The organism is Mucilaginibacter sp. (assembly GCF_965200995.1).
GTDB lineage: Bacteria > Bacteroidota > Bacteroidia > Sphingobacteriales > Sphingobacteriaceae > Mucilaginibacter.
Window position 1 is genome coordinate 208,023 of sequence record NZ_OZ241743.1, and the last position, 19,106, is coordinate 227,128.

The 19,106-nt window shown below is 46.7% G+C and carries 19 protein-coding genes; all 19 read left to right on the forward strand.

Annotation, left to right across the window (positions count from 1 at the left end):
* The first annotated feature begins 15 nt into the window (after nucleotides 1-15).
* The 19 genes from ACY652_RS01060 (at nucleotide 16) to ACY652_RS01150 (ending at nucleotide 19,104) form a co-directional block, all read left to right on the forward strand.
* On the forward strand, nucleotides 16-537 hold the full coding sequence (locus ACY652_RS01060; RefSeq protein WP_462266071.1) for a hypothetical protein: 522 nt from the start codon (nucleotides 16-18) through the stop codon (nucleotides 535-537).
* 63 nt (nucleotides 538-600) lie between these two features.
* The gene (locus tag ACY652_RS01065; protein WP_462266072.1) at nucleotides 601-1,245 is read left to right on the forward strand and encodes a hypothetical protein; all 645 of its coding nucleotides are present in this window, start codon (nucleotides 601-603) and stop codon (nucleotides 1,243-1,245) included.
* Nucleotides 1,246-1,297: 52 nt separating this feature from the next.
* Nucleotides 1,298-1,876, forward strand: a complete 579-nt coding sequence (locus ACY652_RS01070; protein ID WP_462266073.1) for a hypothetical protein — start codon at nucleotides 1,298-1,300, stop codon at nucleotides 1,874-1,876.
* A gap of 65 nt (nucleotides 1,877-1,941) precedes the next feature.
* The gene (locus tag ACY652_RS01075) at nucleotides 1,942-2,571 is read left to right on the forward strand and encodes a hypothetical protein (protein ID WP_462266074.1); all 630 of its coding nucleotides are present in this window, start codon (nucleotides 1,942-1,944) and stop codon (nucleotides 2,569-2,571) included.
* 53 nt (nucleotides 2,572-2,624) lie between these two features.
* Entirely contained in the window at nucleotides 2,625-3,143 is a 519-nt protein-coding gene (locus ACY652_RS01080) for a hypothetical protein (RefSeq protein ID WP_462266075.1), read from the forward strand.
* A gap of 62 nt (nucleotides 3,144-3,205) precedes the next feature.
* The gene (locus ACY652_RS01085) at nucleotides 3,206-3,859 is read left to right on the forward strand and encodes a hypothetical protein (RefSeq protein ID WP_462266076.1); all 654 of its coding nucleotides are present in this window, start codon (nucleotides 3,206-3,208) and stop codon (nucleotides 3,857-3,859) included.
* A 49-nt stretch (nucleotides 3,860-3,908) separates the two neighbouring features.
* Nucleotides 3,909-4,484, forward strand: a complete 576-nt coding sequence (locus ACY652_RS01090; RefSeq protein ID WP_462266077.1) for a hypothetical protein — start codon at nucleotides 3,909-3,911, stop codon at nucleotides 4,482-4,484.
* A gap of 66 nt (nucleotides 4,485-4,550) precedes the next feature.
* Nucleotides 4,551-5,180 carry a hypothetical protein gene (locus tag ACY652_RS01095; RefSeq protein ID WP_462266078.1) on the forward strand — a complete coding sequence of 210 codons (630 nt, stop codon included), beginning with the start codon at nucleotides 4,551-4,553 and terminating at the stop codon, nucleotides 5,178-5,180.
* 52 nt (nucleotides 5,181-5,232) lie between these two features.
* Nucleotides 5,233-7,743 (forward strand): hypothetical protein, encoded by a 2,511-nt coding sequence (locus ACY652_RS01100; RefSeq protein WP_462266079.1) that lies wholly within the window; start codon nucleotides 5,233-5,235, stop codon nucleotides 7,741-7,743.
* A 75-nt stretch (nucleotides 7,744-7,818) separates the two neighbouring features.
* Complete coding sequence (locus ACY652_RS01105) at nucleotides 7,819-8,676, forward strand: hypothetical protein (protein ID WP_462266080.1); 858 nt, start codon at nucleotides 7,819-7,821, stop codon at nucleotides 8,674-8,676.
* A gap of 148 nt (nucleotides 8,677-8,824) precedes the next feature.
* The gene (locus ACY652_RS01110) at nucleotides 8,825-9,280 is read left to right on the forward strand and encodes a hypothetical protein (protein ID WP_462266081.1); all 456 of its coding nucleotides are present in this window, start codon (nucleotides 8,825-8,827) and stop codon (nucleotides 9,278-9,280) included.
* 60 nt (nucleotides 9,281-9,340) lie between these two features.
* Nucleotides 9,341-11,461, forward strand: a complete 2,121-nt coding sequence (locus ACY652_RS01115; protein WP_462266082.1) for a hypothetical protein — start codon at nucleotides 9,341-9,343, stop codon at nucleotides 11,459-11,461.
* A gap of 69 nt (nucleotides 11,462-11,530) precedes the next feature.
* Nucleotides 11,531-13,525 (forward strand): hypothetical protein, encoded by a 1,995-nt coding sequence (locus ACY652_RS01120; RefSeq protein WP_462266083.1) that lies wholly within the window; start codon nucleotides 11,531-11,533, stop codon nucleotides 13,523-13,525.
* A gap of 26 nt (nucleotides 13,526-13,551) precedes the next feature.
* Nucleotides 13,552-13,809 (forward strand): hypothetical protein, encoded by a 258-nt coding sequence (locus ACY652_RS01125; RefSeq protein WP_462266084.1) that lies wholly within the window; start codon nucleotides 13,552-13,554, stop codon nucleotides 13,807-13,809.
* 253 nt (nucleotides 13,810-14,062) lie between these two features.
* Nucleotides 14,063-15,280, forward strand: a complete 1,218-nt coding sequence (locus ACY652_RS01130) for a head maturation protease, ClpP-related (RefSeq protein WP_462266085.1) — start codon at nucleotides 14,063-14,065, stop codon at nucleotides 15,278-15,280.
* 193 nt (nucleotides 15,281-15,473) lie between these two features.
* Entirely contained in the window at nucleotides 15,474-16,685 is a 1,212-nt protein-coding gene (locus ACY652_RS01135) for a hypothetical protein (RefSeq protein ID WP_462266086.1), read from the forward strand.
* A 136-nt stretch (nucleotides 16,686-16,821) separates the two neighbouring features.
* Entirely contained in the window at nucleotides 16,822-17,406 is a 585-nt protein-coding gene (locus ACY652_RS01140; RefSeq protein WP_462266087.1) for a hypothetical protein, read from the forward strand.
* 115 nt (nucleotides 17,407-17,521) lie between these two features.
* Nucleotides 17,522-17,713, forward strand: a complete 192-nt coding sequence (locus ACY652_RS01145) for a hypothetical protein (RefSeq protein WP_462266088.1) — start codon at nucleotides 17,522-17,524, stop codon at nucleotides 17,711-17,713.
* Nucleotides 17,714-17,802: 89 nt separating this feature from the next.
* Entirely contained in the window at nucleotides 17,803-19,104 is a 1,302-nt protein-coding gene (locus tag ACY652_RS01150) for a hypothetical protein (protein ID WP_462266089.1), read from the forward strand.
* The last annotated feature ends 2 nt before the right edge of the window (nucleotides 19,105-19,106 follow it).

Consider the following 19,106-nt stretch of genomic DNA (forward strand, 5'->3'; position numbering starts at 1 on the left):
CAAAACATAATTTTAATGAATGAGATAAGCAAACAGATACTGCTGGATGTAAATGTCAATACTGATAAACTCAAAAGCGAGGTACTGCAAATGAACACCGAGCTGGACAAGCTATTAGACAGGCAAAAGGAGCTGGCCGCCAGCGGGCAGAAAAACAGCAAAGCCTACCAGGACGTAGCCGCCCAGGTGCGCGTGACTAAGGATGCTATTAAGGAGAACACGGCGCAGATTGACAGCAATATCAAGGCACTCAACCTGAGCAAAGGCTCATTGCAGCAGAACCAAGCGTTTCTGACCTCCCTTGCCCAGCAGTATGACCGGGTATCTAAAGCTAAAGGTGCCGACTCGGAGGAAGCTAAAAAGCTGAACGTGCAGATTGGCACGCTTAATAACACGATTGCCGACCAGGAGAAGAAACTGAATAAGAGCCGCGAGGTGTTTGACTTTTATGGCAAAACTGTAGCAGCCCTGGGCAGCATGTTTGATAAGTTTAATACACAGGCCGGTGAGGAATTTACACTAAATGTACGCCTGTAGATTTATTTGCTAATTTATATAGTACTGTTTATCTTTAGGCACAAACTAAATTGAATTACAATTATGAGCAGTTTAAGGGAAGTGGTTATAGGGATAGTGGGCTACAATTTTTACCAGCGCTTGGCAGGTAAGCATGGGCAAATCAATGTATTGTTTTATGGGGCATTGTTTTTAACTATTGCCGTAGCTTTATTCGCTTGGGGTTTGCATGCATTGGTTAATAGTGGTGCAGATGAATCATGGGGAAAAGTTAAGCCAGGTGTTAAGTTATATGCGGCAAATCATTATTTCAAAAATCATGACAACAACAATGTAATTTACACTTATCAGCTTATCAGGCCGTCAACGGCCAATGATATAGATAGCATGGATATTCCTGATTGGCAGAAGCTGAAATTAAAAAGTCAGATAGACACCTCCCTCAAGCCACAACTAATAAGGGGCGACATCAACTTTTGGGCAGACAGCCTTTATAAAGCTGAAAGTGCGTATTTAGGCGATTATGTAAGCAAAGATTCAATAGATAAGATTGGATTAGACAGATGGTATGTTACAAAACTCAATTTTAAGCCAGGACAACAAGGAAATAAAGAAGAAGTCCCTTTTGGATATACCTATGCTAATAAAAATTTATTTTATATACATGCAGGTGATGTGCAGTTACAGGAGGCTACCCTTTTTGTCAAGCATTCTTCAAAGAAGCAGTAAATGCATCTTTACGGACATTTATATGCCAAACAGCATTTAAAACATAATAATTATGAGTGAACAGAACGAAGATATACTCAAAGCGGTGCGCAAGAACAGCACTGATACTAAAAGGGAAATTACCTCCCTTACAAAAGAGCTTGACAAGCTCAAACAGAAAGAGGAAGAGCTGGTTGCTACCGGGAAGACCAGTGGGGCGGCTTATGAGACCTTAACCTCTAAGATTCGGGCAACTGAGGCAGCTTTAGTAAAGAACCGTGAGCAGTTAGATCACAACAATGCGGCTTTAAAGCTGAATAAGGGTACATTGCAGCAGAATCAGGCCATGCTCACCACTCTGACTTCCCAATATGACAGAGTAGCCAAAGCTAAAGGGGCCGATTCAGAAGCAGCTAAAAATCTGAATGTGTTGATCGGTACATTAAATAATACTATTGCCGACCAAGAAAAGAAATTAGAGAAAAGTCGTGAAGTGTTTGATGCTCACAAGCAATCTACAGAATATTTAGGAACATCTTTAAATACACTTAAAGGACAAGCGGGAGAATTTGGGCGAGGTTTTGCCTCCGTTTTAGAAGGAGCAGCAGGTGGCTTTAATGCCATGAAAAGGGGTTTAATTGTTTACAAATAATTTTGCAAGTATGAAATCAACTATTTATATTTAACCAAAAATATTAGCAACTTAAACTTACTTTAATGTCTAACTTTATTTCCCGCTGGTGGAATGGCGGATGCCTCAATAAACTCATTTTCATTGGTTTGATTCTATTGCTGGCTGGCATGTCTATTATTTGGATAGGGCAAGGGTTTTCCGCTTCTGAAGTTGCCAGGACATGGAATAAAGTAAAGCCAGGTGATTCTTTATATACAGATTCTTTCGCTACAGTTAACGATACTTTTTCAGTTAATTGTCGGCGTTTGATAAGGCCGATTAACATCTCAGATATAAAAAGAATGAATATCAAGGATTGGCAAAAGCAAAAACTGGCTAATACAATTGATACATTAAATCATAAAACTGGTTTAATCTTTAGTGCTTACGGAACTTCAAGTGATAAAATGTATCAGCAGGGTACAAGTTTTATTGGTACTTATGTATCTCGCGATAGTACATATCAGCCATTCACAGACAAAGTAAAAGTTAAAAATGATTATCACTGGTATGTTATCAAACCCAATATGAAGATTTTTATGGATGTGAATGCTGTGGATATGCCTAAAGGCTACACTTATGCTGATAGTAATTATTACGTTGGTGTTGACAGGACTAGTTTGGAAGAAGCGCCTGCTTTCAATAAAAGATACAAGTCATCCAAGAAGCCATAATCAGCTTCTTCCATTAATTAAACTATGCCAATTGGCAACTAAATCATAAATATATGAATGAGATAAGCAAACAGATACTGCTGGATGTAAATGTCAATACTGATAAACTCAAAAGCGAGGTGCTGCAGGTGAACGCCGAGCTGGACAAGCTATTGGACAGGCAAAAGGAGCTGGCCGCCAGCGGGCAGAAGAACAGCAAAGCATACCAAGATGTAGCCGCTCAAGTGCGCGTGGCTAAGGATGCTATTAAGGAGAACACCGCGCAGATTGACAGCAATATAAAGGCATTGAATCTAAGCAAAGGCTCATTGCAGCAGAACCAGGCTTTTCTGGCTTCCCTGGCCCAGCAGTATGACCGGGTGTCTAAAGCCAAAGGGGCTGACTCGGAAGAAGCCAAGAAACTGAATGTGCAGATCGGCACCCTCAACAACACCATTGCCGATCAGGAAAAGAAGCTGAGCAAGAGCCGTGAGGTGTTTGACTTTCATGGCAAATCTATAGCGGCCTTAGGCAGCACATTTGATAAATTTACTACGCAGGCTGGTGAGGAATTTGCACAAGTTTGTGTGTAACTTTATTTGCTAATTTCCGTAGCATGCCTTATTTTTAAGCACAAACTAAATACCTATTTACGATGCCAAACATAGATGATATTGAAGATGTGATTATAGGAGTAGCAGGCTACAACTTTTACCAGCGCCTGGTGGCCAAGCACGGGCAAATTAACGTGCTGTTTTATGGCGCATTGTTCTTAACTATCGCGGTTGCACTGTTTGCTTGGGGGTTACATGGACTTTTAAACAGCGATGCATCTGAATCATGGTCAAAAGTTAAAGCCGGTGACAAATTGTACGCTGCAAATCATTACTTCAAGAATCATGATAATAATAATGTTATTTATACTTATCAACTTGTTAAACCAATTACTGCCAGTGATATAGATACCATGCAGATACCCAATTGGCAGAAGGTTAAAATGAAAAGCCAATTAGATACTACCCTCAAACCACAATTAATCAGAGGAGACTACAATTTTTGGGCAGATAGCCTTTATAAAACTGGTAGTGCTTACATAGGCAGCTACATAAGCAAAGATTCAATAGATAAGATTATGATAGACAAATGGTATGTGGTAAAACTCAACTTTTTGCCGGGTCAATCAGGTAATAAAGAAGTTTTACCGGAAGGTTATATTTATGCTAATCGAAAATTGTTTTACGTCGATGCTTCTGAAGTTCAACTGCAAGAAGCTACACCCTTTTTAAAGCAATCTAAAAAGCATGATTAATGCCTTTTAGATTAACTAATTATGCCATTTGGCATTTTAATCAATTTATATGAATGATATTAATCAACAGCTGAAAGATGCACAAGCCAGCGCAGGTGCACTGGAGCAGCGCCTTATAGAACTCAACAAAACCATAGCCGAGCTTAATAACGGGCAGGGTGAACTGGATAAAGTGTTCCGGGACTTTGCCAAAAACCTGAATGAAGGTGCAGGCAGCCTCAAGAAGATTGAGGAAGCCCTGAAAAAAGCAAATTTGCAGTTTGACCGGAATGCTGCCGTGCTTAACCAGTCCAATGGCTCGCTCAACCAAAACAAAGCGGTGCTCAATGGCCTGCTTGAGCAGTATGAGCTGCTAAGCCGCGAACAAGGCGACCATTCCAAAGGGCTGCAAGCCCTGAATGTAAAAATCGGGCAGCTTTCCAATACCATCGAAGACCAGGAACAAAAGCTATTAAAGAGCCGCGAAGTATTTAGTGCCCACAAACAATCTGTAGAATATTTAGGCTCCTCAATGGATACATTGAAAGGAAAAGCCGGAGAGCTTGGGCCCGGCTTTGCTACTGCTTTAGAGGGAGCAGCAGGCGGTTTCAATGCCATGAAAAGGGATTTAATTGTTTACAACTAATTTTGCAAGTATGAAATCTACTATTTATATTCAACCAAAAATATTAGCAACCTTAAACTAACCTATATGTCTAACTTTATATCGCGCTGGTGGAACGGTGGATGTCTAAACAAACTTATCTTTATTGGCCTTATACTGCTGCTGGCTGGCATGTCCATCATCTGGATAGGCCAGGGATTTTCAGCATCAGAAGTGGCCCAAACATGGAATAAGGTAAAGCCTGGTGATTCTTTATATGTGGATTCATTCGCTGTAGTACGTCCTAAATTCGTTCTTCCGTTACACCGCTTGGTTAGACCTATCAATAAAACAGATATTGAAAAACTTAAAATAGCTGGTTGGAAAAAGAATCAGCTCGTTGATGCTTTGGATACAAGTCAGAAGAAAATAGGGTTGATTGAAAGTAAATACGGAACGTCAAGAGACAAAATGTATCAGCAAGGTACCAGCTTTGTAGGAACGTACATATCACGAGATAGTACATATCAGCCTTTAAGCGATAAGGTAGAAGTTTCGAACGATTATCATTGGTATATCGTAAAACTTAATGAGAAAATTTTGGATGGAGATTATAAAGTTGATATGCCTAAAGGTTATACTTATGCTGATAGCAATTACTATATAGAAACCGAAATGTCCAGATTACAGGAAGCACCAGCTTTCAATAAAAAACATAAATCTTTAAAGAAGCATTAAACCGCTTCTTTTTGCAGAGCATTATGCCAATTGGCAATAAAAACATAGATACATGAATGAGATAAGTAAACAGCTACTGCTGGAGGTAAACGTTAACACCGACAAGCTCAAAAGCGAGGTACTGCAAATGAACACCGAGCTGGATAAACTGCTGAACAGGCAAAAGGAACTGGCCGCCAGCGGGCAGAAAAATAGTAAGGCCTACCAGGATGTAGCTGCCCAAGTGCGCGTAGCTAAGGATGCTATCAAGGAGAACACCGCCCAGATTGACAGCAACATCAAGGCACTGAATCTGAGCAAAGGCTCGTTGCAGCAGAACCAAGCATTTTTGGTTTCCTTAGCCCAGCAGTATGACCGGGTGTCTAAAGCCAAAGGGGCTGACTCGGAAGAAGCTAAAAAGCTGAACGTGCAGATTGGCACGCTTAATAACACGATTGCCGACCAGGAGAAGAAACTGAATAAGAGCCGTGAAGTGTTTGACTTTCATGGCAAATCTATAGCGGCCTTAGGCAGCACATTTGATAAATTTACTACGCAGGCTGGTGAGGAGTTTGCTCCTGCGCTGCAAGGCGTTGCAAGCGGCTTCAATGCCATGAAAAGCGGCTTGAGTGTACTCAAAACAGGTTTTCAAAGTGTTGGCGGCGCTATCAAGGCTACCGGCTTTGGTTTACTGGTGCTGGTATTGCAATCGGTGTACGAGTACTTAACGCACAACAAAACCGGGCTGAAATACTTTCATACCGGTTTGGCTGCCATTGGTGTGGTGGTAGAAAAAGTAAAGAAAGTTTTCGAAAATTTGGGCGAAGCCATATTCAACACCATTTTGCACCCTGCTGATACCATCAAATCAGTATGGCATGATATATCAACATTCATCGGTAATCAGTTAAAACCCATCGCCAAAATATGGCACGGCCTTACACATGGCGACTTTTCAGAGATGAAGCAAGGTTTCAGCGATATTGGCAAAAACATGAGTGGCATAGCACATGGAGTAGTTAATACTTTTAAAAAGGCTAAAGATGGTATGGTTGAAATTGCTGGTGAAGTAACAACTGCATTCAAGGATAAATACAAGGAAGAAATCGATAAAGAAGATAAAGAAAAAGTAGGTGCCGGAAAATTACATCAAACCCACCTCAAGCAAATTAACCAAACCCAACAAGCCACCAAAGAAGCCAACGAAGAGCGCATTGCCTCCATTGCTCGCATGAGCCAGAAGGTGCTGGAGGGCTATGCCAAAGAGATTGACGATACCGATGCCCACTTTAAAGCCTTACAAGATAAGTACAAAGGCAACAAGGCTACGGTGGAGCAACTGGAGCAGGAACGCGTGGCTACCCTCATCGCCATCAATAAAAAGTACCAGGATGATGACCTGAAACGGCTGGACGGCTACGAGAAGGAGCTGCTTACCATCAGCACCCAGGCCATGCAAACGGCCCGGCAGCAGGCCATCACACAGTTAGAGCAAACCTACGAGGAGAAAGCCCGAATACTGGACAAAGAAGTGGCAGATGCCCGGCAGCGCAGGGCCGCCCTGGCCGGCCAAACGTCTGCCCCGGCACTGGCCGCTATGGCTATAGAGGATAACATTATTAAACGGGCAGGTGATGCAAAAAGCGGGTTAAACAATAAGCTCAGCACCGATAAGCAGAAAACCAACCGCGATTTTGATTTTAAGGAGCAGGAAGAAGGGCTGCAAAACGGCATCGAGAAAAGCCAGGAAACCGGCCACCAGTCGGCCGCGCTAAAGCAGCAGCTGGATCTGCTCAAGCTTCGCCACGATGCCGAGGTAAAGGCCGCCGAGGCCCGTAACCGCGATACTACCGCCATTGATGCCCGTTACGCCAAACAGAAGGCCGAACTGGAAGATCAGCTCATCAGCTCCAAAATACACGCCGGCGACCGCCTGATTGATGCCGTACTCAAGAACACGAAGAAGGACAGCGTGGCCTTCAAGGCCGCCTTCGCCGCCAAAAAAGCCGCCTCCATAGCCGATGTGATCATGAACACCAAAAAGTCCATCATGGCCTCGCTGAGCGCCTACTCGGGCATCCCGTTCATCGGGCAGGCGCTGGGCATTGCGCAGGCCGCCTTTATGGCCGTGCAGGGCGCTACTTCCATTGCCGAAATTGTAAAGCAAAAACCCGGCTTCGCCCGCGGCGGCCAGTACGTATCAGATGGGCGGGGCGCCCTGCTGCCCGGCTACAGCCGCAGCGATAATACCAACGCCTACCTGCGCTCGGGCGAGGCGGTGGTGGTATCCGAGGCCATGGCCAACCCCTGGGCGCGCAACCTGGTAAGCGCTATTAACGTGATGCACGGTGGGCGCGATTTTTCGGTAGCCAACCCCGGCCGGGGCTATGCCATAGGCGGCATCTTTACCGATGGCGGCAACGCCAACCGCTATTACAGCCAGCCCATGCAGGACCAGCAGCAGCTGGCCAATACGCTGGCCTACCAGCTGATCAACAACTTCCCCCCTATTTATGTGGATGTAAAGGATGTAAATAATCAGCAGAATATTCTGGCGCAAACGGTCAACCGCGTAAACCTATAAAACCATTCATAAATAATTTTGGCAATTCAAAAGAGATATTTATATTTACCAATATAATTAGCAATCAACCTTTCTATGACCAAGTTCATCTTATTTATCACGTTTATTTCCGCTGCTTCATTTTCCTTTGGCCAGTCAATTGATAACGCTTATGGGCCGGTGCCTACCAGAGAGTTTATCAAAACAATCGGGGAAACCTATATACTGCTACCGTTGAATAAAAGCGACGTTCAACAAGGCTATGATTCTTTTGAAAGTAAAAACAATAAAAAGTTGCCGGCATCTGCATCGGGCATGCATCTTACCCTGATAAGCGCTGAACAGGATAAAAGAGCTTATTTTAAAGATAGTGTAGGCAATGAATACGACACTTTTGTAAATGGTTATAATGTATTTGACATTATACCTTTAAATGACTTTATAGCTGCGAAGAAATTATTTTTGAATAAACCTTTATGGCTCAATGATGATGAAATACGAAACGGCAATCCATTGGATTTGGATGACCGAACGCCATCTATAAAAAATTTACGTTTTGATAAAGTTATCGTCACTGATATCACATTAAGTTGGACTAACAACGCACCTTTTGTTTTCCATGTAAAAACAGCAAAAGGGCAAACCGGATATATTGAAACCAGCGTAAGCGGTACCAACAATACCAAGCTTCCCGAAAACCTGTTCTACACGCACTTTTACGACAAAGATCCAAAAACGCTCTACCATTTTACCCCCGCTATGTGGCAGATCATCAAGGGGGGCGGCCTGCCGGTGCGGGGTATGCCCCTGGATGCCGCTATCCTGATGATGGGCCGCCCTACCAAGATCAACACCAGCACCCTGGGCACAAAGGTGCGCACCCAACTGGTGTACGGCGACACCGACCCTTCTTATTATTATTTTGAAGGCAACAAGTACGTAGGAAGAAACTGAAAATGAGTTTGCAAGAACTCTAAAACAGCTGTTTATTTATATGAATTGCGCTGTGTATCAATCCTGCACCAATGCACTTCTTTGGCCTGATTTTTCAGGCTTATCCCTTTTTGAATTTTGACTTTTAACTTTTGACTTTCCCCACCCCATGCCCATACGCAATCCCATAGCGGCCATTACGCAAACGCTGTCGGCCCCCACTACCTTCATCTATGGCACGGCCAATGAGCTGAATTTATTGGCCGACGATGCCGCCTTTCCCTGCATCTTTATGCACCCGCTGCAGGCCATTGAGCTGGCCTCAGCACTCAACGGCTCGGTAGATAATACCTTTACGCTGTACCTGGAATTTTTGTACAAAACGGAATTCGGCCAGTACACCGCTGATAACGAAACGCTGGTACAGCAGGCCCTGCACCTGGCCAACGAGTTTCTGGCCAAAGCCGCCCGTTACCGCGAGGGCGAAGGCCGCTATTTTAAAATAAAGGCCGGGCTGAAGGCCAAATGCCTGCCGGTGTACAACAAGTACAATGTAAACACCACCGGCGTAGGGCTTACGCTGATGCTCAGCACCATGTACTTTGAGCAGTTAGTGAGCGCTTAAAGAAGCGGCTCCCAATACCTGCTCCCCGCTCCTTTCCTCACTTTATTTATCTCCCTTCCAATGAATATTTACGCACAAGTTGAATACAACTACCGGGCGCCCGTCATCAGTACGCAACCGGCCTCATCCGGCTATAACGGTAACGTACCCACAACCGTTACTGAATTGTACGGCGAGGCTTACATCTGCCTGTATGATGCCGCCACGCGGCAGCCTGTAAATGGCAATTACTGCGTGGTTACCTACCAGGACAATCCCGACGGGCAATTTGGCCCTGTATTGCAGGTAGTAATACCCGGCCAGAGCGCCCGTACCAAAGTGGGGCTGTTGCAGCGTACCGGCGGCACCAACCCCTATCATTACGCCGTCAGCATTTTGAGCATCACCGAGGCGGAGAGCCTGCCGGTAACACCACCGCCCCCCGCCTGTGATGCCGTTATCAATACCGTTACCATCAACCAGCCCGAAAGCGATTATGGCACGGCCGACGGCAAAATCACCATTGAGGCCAGCTCCGGCTTTTTGCCCATAAAGTACAGTGTCGATGGTACCAAATGGCAGGCTTCTGCCACATTCAGCAACCTGCCGGGCGGCGGGTATACCGCCTGCATTGCCGATGCCAACGGCTGCACGGCTACCAGCAGCTTCTACATACCGGCCAACCACAGCCTGCTGGTGGCCGATCCGTCGGTCGACCTGGGCGGCGGCAACATTTGCCGCTGGAATGCAGCCTTCAACCCGGTAGTGTTCACCTACCAGCGTAAGGATGCCAGCCTCATGCGCCTGGAACCGCACGCTAAGGGCACCCTGCTCACCATTGATGCCAGCATCGGCTCATTAACTACCGATGATTATATTTACATCTGCACCAACGCCTGTAAGGGCACTTACCAGGTGCAGCAGGTAATGGCCGATCAAAACCAGGTGGTCATCGGCCTGCCTTACCAGCCGGGCATGGCCGGGCAGTCGGGCTTTGTAAACAGTAACCGCCTGCGGCCCTATTACAAAATTTACACCCGCATCACCTATCAGGATAAGCTCACCGGGCAGCAGCAAAGCATCATCAGCACCAACCGGCCCAACAGCAGCGGATTGGTAAAAGCTGATTTATCCAGCTTTTTACAGAGCCTGCTGCGTGCCCGCGATGAAAGCACCTTTACCGAGTTAAACTACCGGGATGATAACCTGAGCGCCAGCTACACCATTGCCTATGCCGAAAGCTGGGACAGCAGCCCGAACGAAGATGAGGCTACACGCATGTATCACCTAATAGAAAAGCCGTATTATGTAATTTATGCAGCAAAGCAATTGGGTGATATTTATGGCGGCAGTATGGCCGCTTACGTGCCGTTCAGCAACCTGTATAATGCAAAGCCCCCTGCCCGCTGGCTTACTGATTTTGCCGAACCTGCCTGCAGTGCGGGTTACCCGTTCGACATTGGCTTTATCTACAGCGAGGATATGGCCGGGCTGGAGGTGTTCTGCGAAGTGGTACAACTGGATATTAACCGGCAGCCGCTGCCCGGCGGCCCGCAAACTACCTTTCTGCTTAATGAAGACCATTCGTTTTTGTTGAACGCAGAGGGCGGCCGGTACATCATCAGCCGGCAAACCGTGGGCAATTTGCCGCTGGCACAGCATATCGGCTTAAACCGCCTTCGCCTGAACGGCAGCTATGATCCAACAACCGCCTACCTGAATTTAACGCTCAGGTATGCCAATGAGCATGGCATTCATAATTTAACGCAAACACAGACTATCCGTATTGACGATGCGGTGGATGACCAGTCGGTATACCTGCGCTGGATCGGGCTGAGCGGCAGCTGGAACTATTACCGCTTTGTGTATAACCAGGAAATTAACCTGGACGTGCAGAACGCTACTATTATCAAGCGCTATGTGAGCGACTGGCAGCACCAGGATAGCCAGGAAGAGGTGATCAGCAAGAGCGCCGGCCTGAAAATGAAAGTTATGGCCGAAGATCTGTCCGTGAACGATATTAAGGGATTACAAGCCCTCAAATACTCACCCAAAGTGCAGCTGCTGCTTAACCGCAGCCCTGTACAATGGCAAACTGTAGTACTCAACACCGCTACGTTTATGGAATATGAAACGCGCAACGGGCAGGCGCCCTTCAGCGTTACCTTCAACCTGCCGGGCATCAACATACAAACGCAATGATTCGGTTCATTGGTTCATTAGTTGATTGGGACTGATGAACTAATGAACTAATGAACAAATAAACCAACAATGCAACTTTACATTAATGACCAACTGGCCGATCTGAGCGATGACAGCCCCGTAGCCCTTACTTTCCAGATCAACAACCTGGCCGAGGTAAAAAATCAGCAGGGCAATACCTCCAACCAGTTTAAACTGCCGCTTACCCAGCATAACCGTGCGTTGTTGGGCTTTCCGGATGATATTGCGGTTACCAGCGATCTGCCTTATACCCAATACCCGGTAAAAGTGGTTCAGGACGGGCTGGAAATCATCCCCTATGGCACCGGCGAACTCAGCAGCATTGAACAGGATGTAGCCAACTTTACTATACTCTCCGGCAATGTTGACTTTTTTGATAATATTGATGGTAAACTGTACGAGATGGGCGACCAGCTTACGCAATGGGGCAAGGCACAGCCCTGGCTGCCCTATCAGCACCAATGGACGCTGCAGAATGTAGTAGCCTCTCAAACTTACACCGATGGCTGGATATGGCCCATAGTAGATTATGGCAAGATACCGCCGGATGATACCGGAACGCCGGAAATAGATGTACGTTACCTGCGGCCGGGCTTCTTTCTGCACACGGCTATTGATCTGCTGGTGCAGTCGGCTGGTTACCGGGCAAAGGGCAGCCTGCTTAATGATCCGCTTTACAAGAAGCTGATTGTGCAGTTTGCTAATGACAGCTTTACGCATGGTACCGATTACCAGAACGGCAGTGATAACCTGTCGGTAGTGGTCTCACAATCCCAGAACCAGCAATTGAACGACCGGACAATTAAGGTATTCCCGACCAACCGGATACTGTTTACTACCGAAGAAACCGGTATCGGCTTGTTTAATTTGGGTACACGCTCCTATACGGCACCCGAAAATATGAAGGCGACGATTACGTTTGCCTATAATGTGGCTGTGCGCAGTAATCACAAAAATAAGGGCGCTACCATACGCTTTTTCATCCGCGCCAATTCACCCGATAATCAGGTAACCGACTATTCGGTGAGCGAAGAATACGGCGCTACGGGCGAATGGGGCACCTATTCTACCTATGCTGATAAAAAAATCTCGGTAGAGGTGGATATGCCGAAAAACACACAGGTACTGGTTACCTATGCCTTACTGAATACGTATACCGAGGCCACTTTGAGTAAAGCTACCTTATCTATCATCAACAGGAAAGAGGAAGTACTTTATTCGCAGATGGTGCAATGCGAGCGCATCTTTCCGGATATCAGCCAGAAGGATCTGCTCAAGGATACGCTGCAGCATTTCGGCATCATCTGCCAAACCGACAACACCGCACGTACCGTTACCTTTGCTTCGTTCCGGGATATTGTAAACAATATCCCGGTCGCTAAGAACTGGACGGAAAAATGCCTGAATCAGGGTAAAGCTATCAGCTTTCAGTTGGGCGGTTATGCACAGATAAATGTAATGAAGTACAAAGAAGATGAGCATGTACTGCCTGCCGGTTTTGCCAATGCACAAATCACAGTTAAAGATGCCACCCTTGCTGCTACTGCCGATTTGTTTGAGAGCCAGTTTGCCCCCAGCCTGAACCGCCGCTGGATAGGTGATACCATAGCACAGATTGTAAAGACAGACACCACAAGCGATAAGGATGATTTCAGCGTAAACACCCAGCCCCGGCTGCTTATTGACCAGAAATTGGATTTACGCAACTATGATAGCCGCACAGTGCGGTTCACCGATGGCGGCACCAGTGCCCCGGCAACTGTAAACGGCGTGCTCAGTGTGCCTTACTTTGACAAGCCGGCAGGCGAATACAGCCTGTTGTATGATCAGTTGCGCCTAAAGTATTACCCCGAACTGGAAAAGATACTGAAACGCAGTAAAAAGGTAGTGCGCTACTTTTTACTTTCGCCCCGGGATATACTGGAGCTTGACTTACTGATACCCATCTACCTGGAGCAGGACAGCGCCTATTATTACATCAACAAAATTGACAGCTGGCGCAAAGGTCAGCCCACTAAGGCAGAACTGATATTATTGGGCTAATCCTTCAACTTATAACCATTAAAACGATGAATATTCAAGCAGCCAATGCCTTGTTTGCCAACGGCACATTTTCGGCACTTTACAAAGCCGGGTTTATTACGGATAAAGTGTTCTTATATCGTGAAGTATACTTATGGGTTACCGCGCAGGAACAAACCCGCCGCATCAGCCGCAACCAGGCGGTTACTGAAGCACAGGGTAAATTTGACAGGGATAAGAGAACCATCTGGCGGGCCATGCAATCTTTTTCAGGTACTGACATTGTTGTGTCACCACATCTTTAAATTAAAATACTCATCTTTGTTTTATGCCAACCGGCACAAGTACCATAAGCATTTCAGCAAAGCAATTTCTCAACAATTACAGTAATCGTAATCCGGAGCTTTAAGTATTCTTAGCAGCTATCCGCTGTCCGTTATTCTATCCTGAACAATACTTTTTTATCCGCTTGGTATTAAAATCCGCTTCAACGCACACTGATTTTAGTGTTCTGCCATTCCGTCACTCATTTATTCTATCATTAATCTCCTCTTACTCATGCCCTATCAAATTTACCTTTATGACACCGATACAGAAGATATCGGCTCGGGCAGCCTCTCGCCCGCCGCCCTGCAGGCACAGCTGGCCGCAGCCGGCGGTCAGGATGTAGATGTGCACATCAGCTCGGCAGGCGGCTCCGCCTTTGATGCCATCACCATGTATGATTTGCTCCGCAAACATCCCGGCAATGTTACCACTTATATTGATGCCCTGGCAGCCTCAGCAGCCTCCATCGTAGCTATGGGCGGCAGGCAGGTGGTAATGAGCAGGTATGCCCTGCTGATGATCCATAAACCGATGGTAGGCAGCGGCGGCAATGCCGATGAACTGCTGAAGGACGTACAAATGCTGAACACTGTACAAACCCGCCTGGCTCAAATTTACATAGATAAAACAGGGCTTGATGCCGCTACCATCAACAGCCTCATTAATGCCGTTACCTGGATGACGGCCGACCAGGCACTGGCGCTGGGCTTTATTAACCGGGTAGATGATTATCAGGCAAAAATTACCAATAGTGCGGTAATTGGCCGTTGTACAGGCACCGCTCCTGCCGTCTATCAGCGCTGTATCAACAAAATTTTAAATCATACAATAACCACACCCCGCACCGCAACCATGAATTTGCAGAACCATGATCTGGTGGACAAAAGCACCACCGTTTTAAACAAACTGATGAACTTTTTTAAAAAGGTAATGAACAAACAAACCATTACCGACAAAGGCCCGCTGTACCATACCGGCGAACCTGAAACCGGTACCGAAGTGTACCAAAGTGAAGCGATGGAAACCCCTGCGGCTGATGATGTATATACCACGCCTACAGGCAAACAGCTTACGGTACAGGATGGCATTATTGAAAGCATTGCTTCGCCTGCGGCAGAGGACGATGATGACACCATGCCCGAAAGCCGCCTTGTCACCAAAGGTAAACCCGGCGAAATTAAGAACCAGATAGCGGCGCTGCAAGCTAAACTTCATGCCCAGAACGCTTTGCTCACCGAAGCGCGCACCGCCCTTGAAGCCGCTACCAGCCGCCTGAAGCAAACCCGCGATGAGGTAAAGAATGAAATTAAATCCACCTTTACCCCCGAAGGCTCCAGGCGCAGCAACAAGGCCAAAGCCGAAAGTCAGCCTTTCTTCGCGCCGCAAAGCCAGTTGGCCCAAAATGCGGTAAAGAAGGCGGTAAGGGATGCCCGCCCCCTAACCCCCTGAAGGGGGAACAGGTGTTATACTTAATCCATAGGCTGCTTTTTGCTTTACTGTTATCAATCTAATCTTTTCCCTAAAAATAATTATACCTTGATAAAGCTCCCCCTTTAGGGGGCCGGGGGGCGAACCTTTCCCTAAAAGGCACTTTTACTTTCAAATATAAGCTCCCCCTTTAGGGGGCCGGGGGGCATCAATTATGGCTCAATTTACCTTTACCAACAATACCTACGCCGGCGAAGCGCTGGCGGGGTTTATGGCCAGCACGCTGCTGGAGGCAGACTCCGTAAAACGCGGACTGCTCACTGTGATTAACGATGTTAAATCGCGCAAGATCATCCTTGATGTGGATGATGATGTAAAACTGCAGGATCCCTCGGGCATGTTTAATGACCAAGGCACCAATACCACGCAAAACGAAAGCTACCTCGACCCGGTAGTGTATGAATTTATGAAGCAGGAACAATGGGATAAGCTGGTGCAAAGCTGGGAAGCCCAAAGCCTTGCACCCGGCGCCTTTAGCGATTATGAGGGCGTGGTTGACCTGAGCGATTTTATGGTGCAGCGCTACCTCACCAAAATACAAATTGCCAATGAGCGGTTATACTGGCTGGGCAAATCGGCTACCAAAGAGGCGGCTTTTACACAGCCTTTTAAGGGTCTGCTGCCCTCGATAGCCGAAACAACCGGTGTGTTTAAAACCAGCTTAGGCAAACCGGCCACCTCAATGGCTGCAACCGGTATCAACTCCTCCGGAGTAGTAACCGTAAGCAGCACCGCTACGCTTACCGATGGCGATGTGGTTACCATTACCGGTGTAACCGGCAGCAGCAAAGATGTTACCAACGGCCCGGGCACCGCTATTGACGTTCAGGGGCAATCGTATTTTATTCAGGTAGTGGATGCTACTTCATTTAAGTTAGCACGTAACTACAATGAGATCAATAGCCGTAAGGCTGCATTGTTTACCGGTTCTGCTTCCTCAGCAATGGTTAGTTATATTAATGCCAGCAATGTATTAGGCGTGCTCAGCAATATATACTCGCAGTTAGACCCGGCAGACCGTGTTCAGGACGATTTTAATCTGCAAATCCCGCTGCACGTAGGTTATGCTTACGCCCAGGCGCAGGCCAATAAGGCAGTAAACGTACTGAATGCCTTTACCGACAAAAAGAAGATGGATTACCTCGGCATTCCGCTGCAACTGATGAACCACTGGCAGGCCAATACCCTGTTGGGCGCCCGAAGCAGCAACCTCTTTTTGGGTGTGGATCTGCTGGGCGATGCCTCAGAACTGTCCACCGTTTACATGAAGCCTTATACCAACGATAACGTGGTACGCATGAAGGCCCGCATGAAAGCCGCAGTGGCCTTTAAATTCGCTAATGAACTGTTTTATTTATCAGCTTAGGGAGAGCGGGTGAAAGGAGCAGAGAGCGGGAAGATTATGTGAGTTATATAAATAACTTCTTTCTCTAAATTATTTCTGCTCCTTTCTTATTTCGCTCCCCGCTCAAAAAAACACATAATCAAATTCTTAAAAACACATGTCTATTTACAATAAAATCAGCGCCGGGTTTAGCCTGGCCGCCGGCGAGCCGGTTACTTCGGGTATTGAAGATGTTATTTACATCTTTAACCAGGATGAAATATCCCTCACCTATGATGCTGCCAATCCGCTCATCATTACCGGCTTAACAGCAGTAAGCAGTGCCAAAGTGTACAAGTTTGAAGGCACCAATAACAGCTTCAATGCTATTTCAAAGCTGACCAAAACACAGGCAGGTCCGCGCTATACGGAGGAGATCGACTTTAACATTGCCGGTCTGTCGGTAGCCGTAAAAAGTCAGCTCCGGGCCATGGGTTATGGCCGTGTGCAGGCCGTTGTAATCAACAATTACAAATCCAGCGATTCGGCCATTGAACTGTTTGGTGCGGTAAACGGCTTAATGCTGACCGATGCTGAGCGCAACGCTGCAGATGAAACTATTGAAGGCGGCTACAAGCTGAAGCTTACCAACCCGGATAAATTAAAAGAACCTTATCCGCCGCGTGCTGTGCACATTGCACCGCAAAGCGGTACGGCAACCTACGCCAGCACCTTAGCCGCGCTGGAAGCCTTAACTGTTTAACATCAACTGCGGGTGGCCGGGAAAATGTTACTTCGGCCACCCGCTTTTTGATACATCTCCTGCCCTTGTTTAACCCGGCCACCGGCATCCCGCCACCGGCCACACCAAACACTTCATGACACGCAAATACATTCTGAAACCCGGCAAACACCAGTTTGCACCCGGCGATACCGCCGTACATGATAATGAAAGTTTAACCGACGATGAAGCCCGCTGGTACCTGGAAGAGTATCCGCACATTGCCAAACTTTTCCTGCACATTCCGGACGAGGAATACGATGCAGAACTATTTGACGAATATTGCTGACTCACAAATCCTTGATTCTCGACGCTACTATTCCTTTACACCGGCACCATCTCTGCCGGTGATTACCTAACTCTCATTACCACATTTTAATGAAAACTTACTTACCGCAAATAGAGCGCAGGATACTGGTACGCCCCAATCAAACTTTTGGCATTTTAAGTTACGATGCAGACAATGCCTATCCGCAGCGAATGCTGGAACTGGTGGCTGCCTCGCCAACCGCTAAGGATTGCTGGAACAAGCGGGCTAAATACATTGGGGGGAACGGCTTTGAAAATACAGCGCTGGGTAAGCAGGCTATCAATGGGGCCGGCCTTACCCTCAGCAAACTATTAAAAGCGGTAGCTACCGATAAAGCCTTGTTCAACGGTTTTGGCTTTCATGTAAATTACAATGCACGTTACCAGATTTCGTCAGTAAATTATGTAAGGTTCGAAGATATCCGCATGGGCGATACGGATAACGCCCAAACTGCAGGCAAATATGCTTTATATCACGACTGGGGGCGCAAAACCTGGAAGCACGTCATGCGCTCGAAAATCACCTTTTTGGATGCCTACAACCCTGACCCCGAAATTATTATTGAACAGGTAATAGCAGCCGGCGGCTGGGACAGCTACAAAGGGCAGCTCTACTATTTTAACCCCGAAGTTGATGATTACCCGCTTATAGAGGCTGATAGCGTATGGGAAGATTTTGAAACCGAGGCCGGTATCAAAACCTTCAATAACCGGGAAGTAACTACCGGCTTTCTGCCATCTACCATGCTGTTTATGCAAAGCCGCCGCGAAGAGGCTGATAACAGCGCACCTGCCAGTGTATCCGGAACCATTGCACCCTCGCAATTCGAAAAAGATTTAGGCGCATTTCAGGGTACAAAAAGCGCCCAGAAGATTTTGGTGATTGAATATGAAGACGAATCCTCCAAACCAGAATTCAAGCCATATGCCATCCAAAACAACGATAAGCTATTTGAGGCGACTGAAAGATCAGTAGAGGCGCGTATTGTTAAAGGCTTTTCTATCCCAAAGGAACTGATTAATGCTGAAAAGGCTTCGGGTTTGAGTAACGGCGGCGAAAAAAAACAGGCCATCAAAGAGTTTAATGACCATACTGCACCAGACCGTCAGGAGATTTCCGAAGCTTTTGCGGAGCTGTTCCATCACTTTTACCGCGACCTCAATCCATCAGGCAACTGGAGCATTACGCCTATACCAGCCCAGGTAGCTGATGACAACGCCGGTATTATGGCTGGTAACAGCTTAAATGACCTGTTACTCTCAAACTTAAATACAAGTAACAAGAAGGCAATACTCATTTACGCCTACGGCTTTAAACCCTCAGAGGCCGAAGCCATGGTAATTGCCCCTGTTCCATCTCAAAACCGTTAGCC

Bases quoted from the DNA above. Each gene is read 5' to 3' on its own strand.
- ACY652_RS01060 (WP_462266071.1), top strand. From the start codon at position 16: ATGAATGAGATAAGCAAACAGATACTGCTGGATGTAAATGTCAATACT.
- ACY652_RS01065 (WP_462266072.1), top strand. From the start codon at position 601: ATGAGCAGTTTAAGGGAAGTGGTTATAGGGATAGTGGGCTACAATTTT.
- ACY652_RS01070 (WP_462266073.1), top strand. From the start codon at position 1,298: ATGAGTGAACAGAACGAAGATATACTCAAAGCGGTGCGCAAGAACAGC.
- ACY652_RS01075 (WP_462266074.1), top strand. From the start codon at position 1,942: ATGTCTAACTTTATTTCCCGCTGGTGGAATGGCGGATGCCTCAATAAA.
- ACY652_RS01080 (WP_462266075.1), top strand. From the start codon at position 2,625: ATGAATGAGATAAGCAAACAGATACTGCTGGATGTAAATGTCAATACT.
- ACY652_RS01085 (WP_462266076.1), top strand. From the start codon at position 3,206: ATGCCAAACATAGATGATATTGAAGATGTGATTATAGGAGTAGCAGGC.
- ACY652_RS01090 (WP_462266077.1), top strand. From the start codon at position 3,909: ATGAATGATATTAATCAACAGCTGAAAGATGCACAAGCCAGCGCAGGT.
- ACY652_RS01095 (WP_462266078.1), top strand. From the start codon at position 4,551: ATGTCTAACTTTATATCGCGCTGGTGGAACGGTGGATGTCTAAACAAA.
- ACY652_RS01100 (WP_462266079.1), top strand. From the start codon at position 5,233: ATGAATGAGATAAGTAAACAGCTACTGCTGGAGGTAAACGTTAACACC.
- ACY652_RS01105 (WP_462266080.1), top strand. From the start codon at position 7,819: ATGACCAAGTTCATCTTATTTATCACGTTTATTTCCGCTGCTTCATTT.
- ACY652_RS01110 (WP_462266081.1), top strand. From the start codon at position 8,825: ATGCCCATACGCAATCCCATAGCGGCCATTACGCAAACGCTGTCGGCC.
- ACY652_RS01115 (WP_462266082.1), top strand. From the start codon at position 9,341: ATGAATATTTACGCACAAGTTGAATACAACTACCGGGCGCCCGTCATC.
- ACY652_RS01120 (WP_462266083.1), top strand. From the start codon at position 11,531: ATGCAACTTTACATTAATGACCAACTGGCCGATCTGAGCGATGACAGC.
- ACY652_RS01125 (WP_462266084.1), top strand. From the start codon at position 13,552: ATGAATATTCAAGCAGCCAATGCCTTGTTTGCCAACGGCACATTTTCG.
- ACY652_RS01130 (WP_462266085.1), top strand. From the start codon at position 14,063: ATGCCCTATCAAATTTACCTTTATGACACCGATACAGAAGATATCGGC.
- ACY652_RS01135 (WP_462266086.1), top strand. From the start codon at position 15,474: ATGGCTCAATTTACCTTTACCAACAATACCTACGCCGGCGAAGCGCTG.
- ACY652_RS01140 (WP_462266087.1), top strand. From the start codon at position 16,822: ATGTCTATTTACAATAAAATCAGCGCCGGGTTTAGCCTGGCCGCCGGC.
- ACY652_RS01145 (WP_462266088.1), top strand. From the start codon at position 17,522: ATGACACGCAAATACATTCTGAAACCCGGCAAACACCAGTTTGCACCC.
- ACY652_RS01150 (WP_462266089.1), top strand. From the start codon at position 17,803: ATGAAAACTTACTTACCGCAAATAGAGCGCAGGATACTGGTACGCCCC.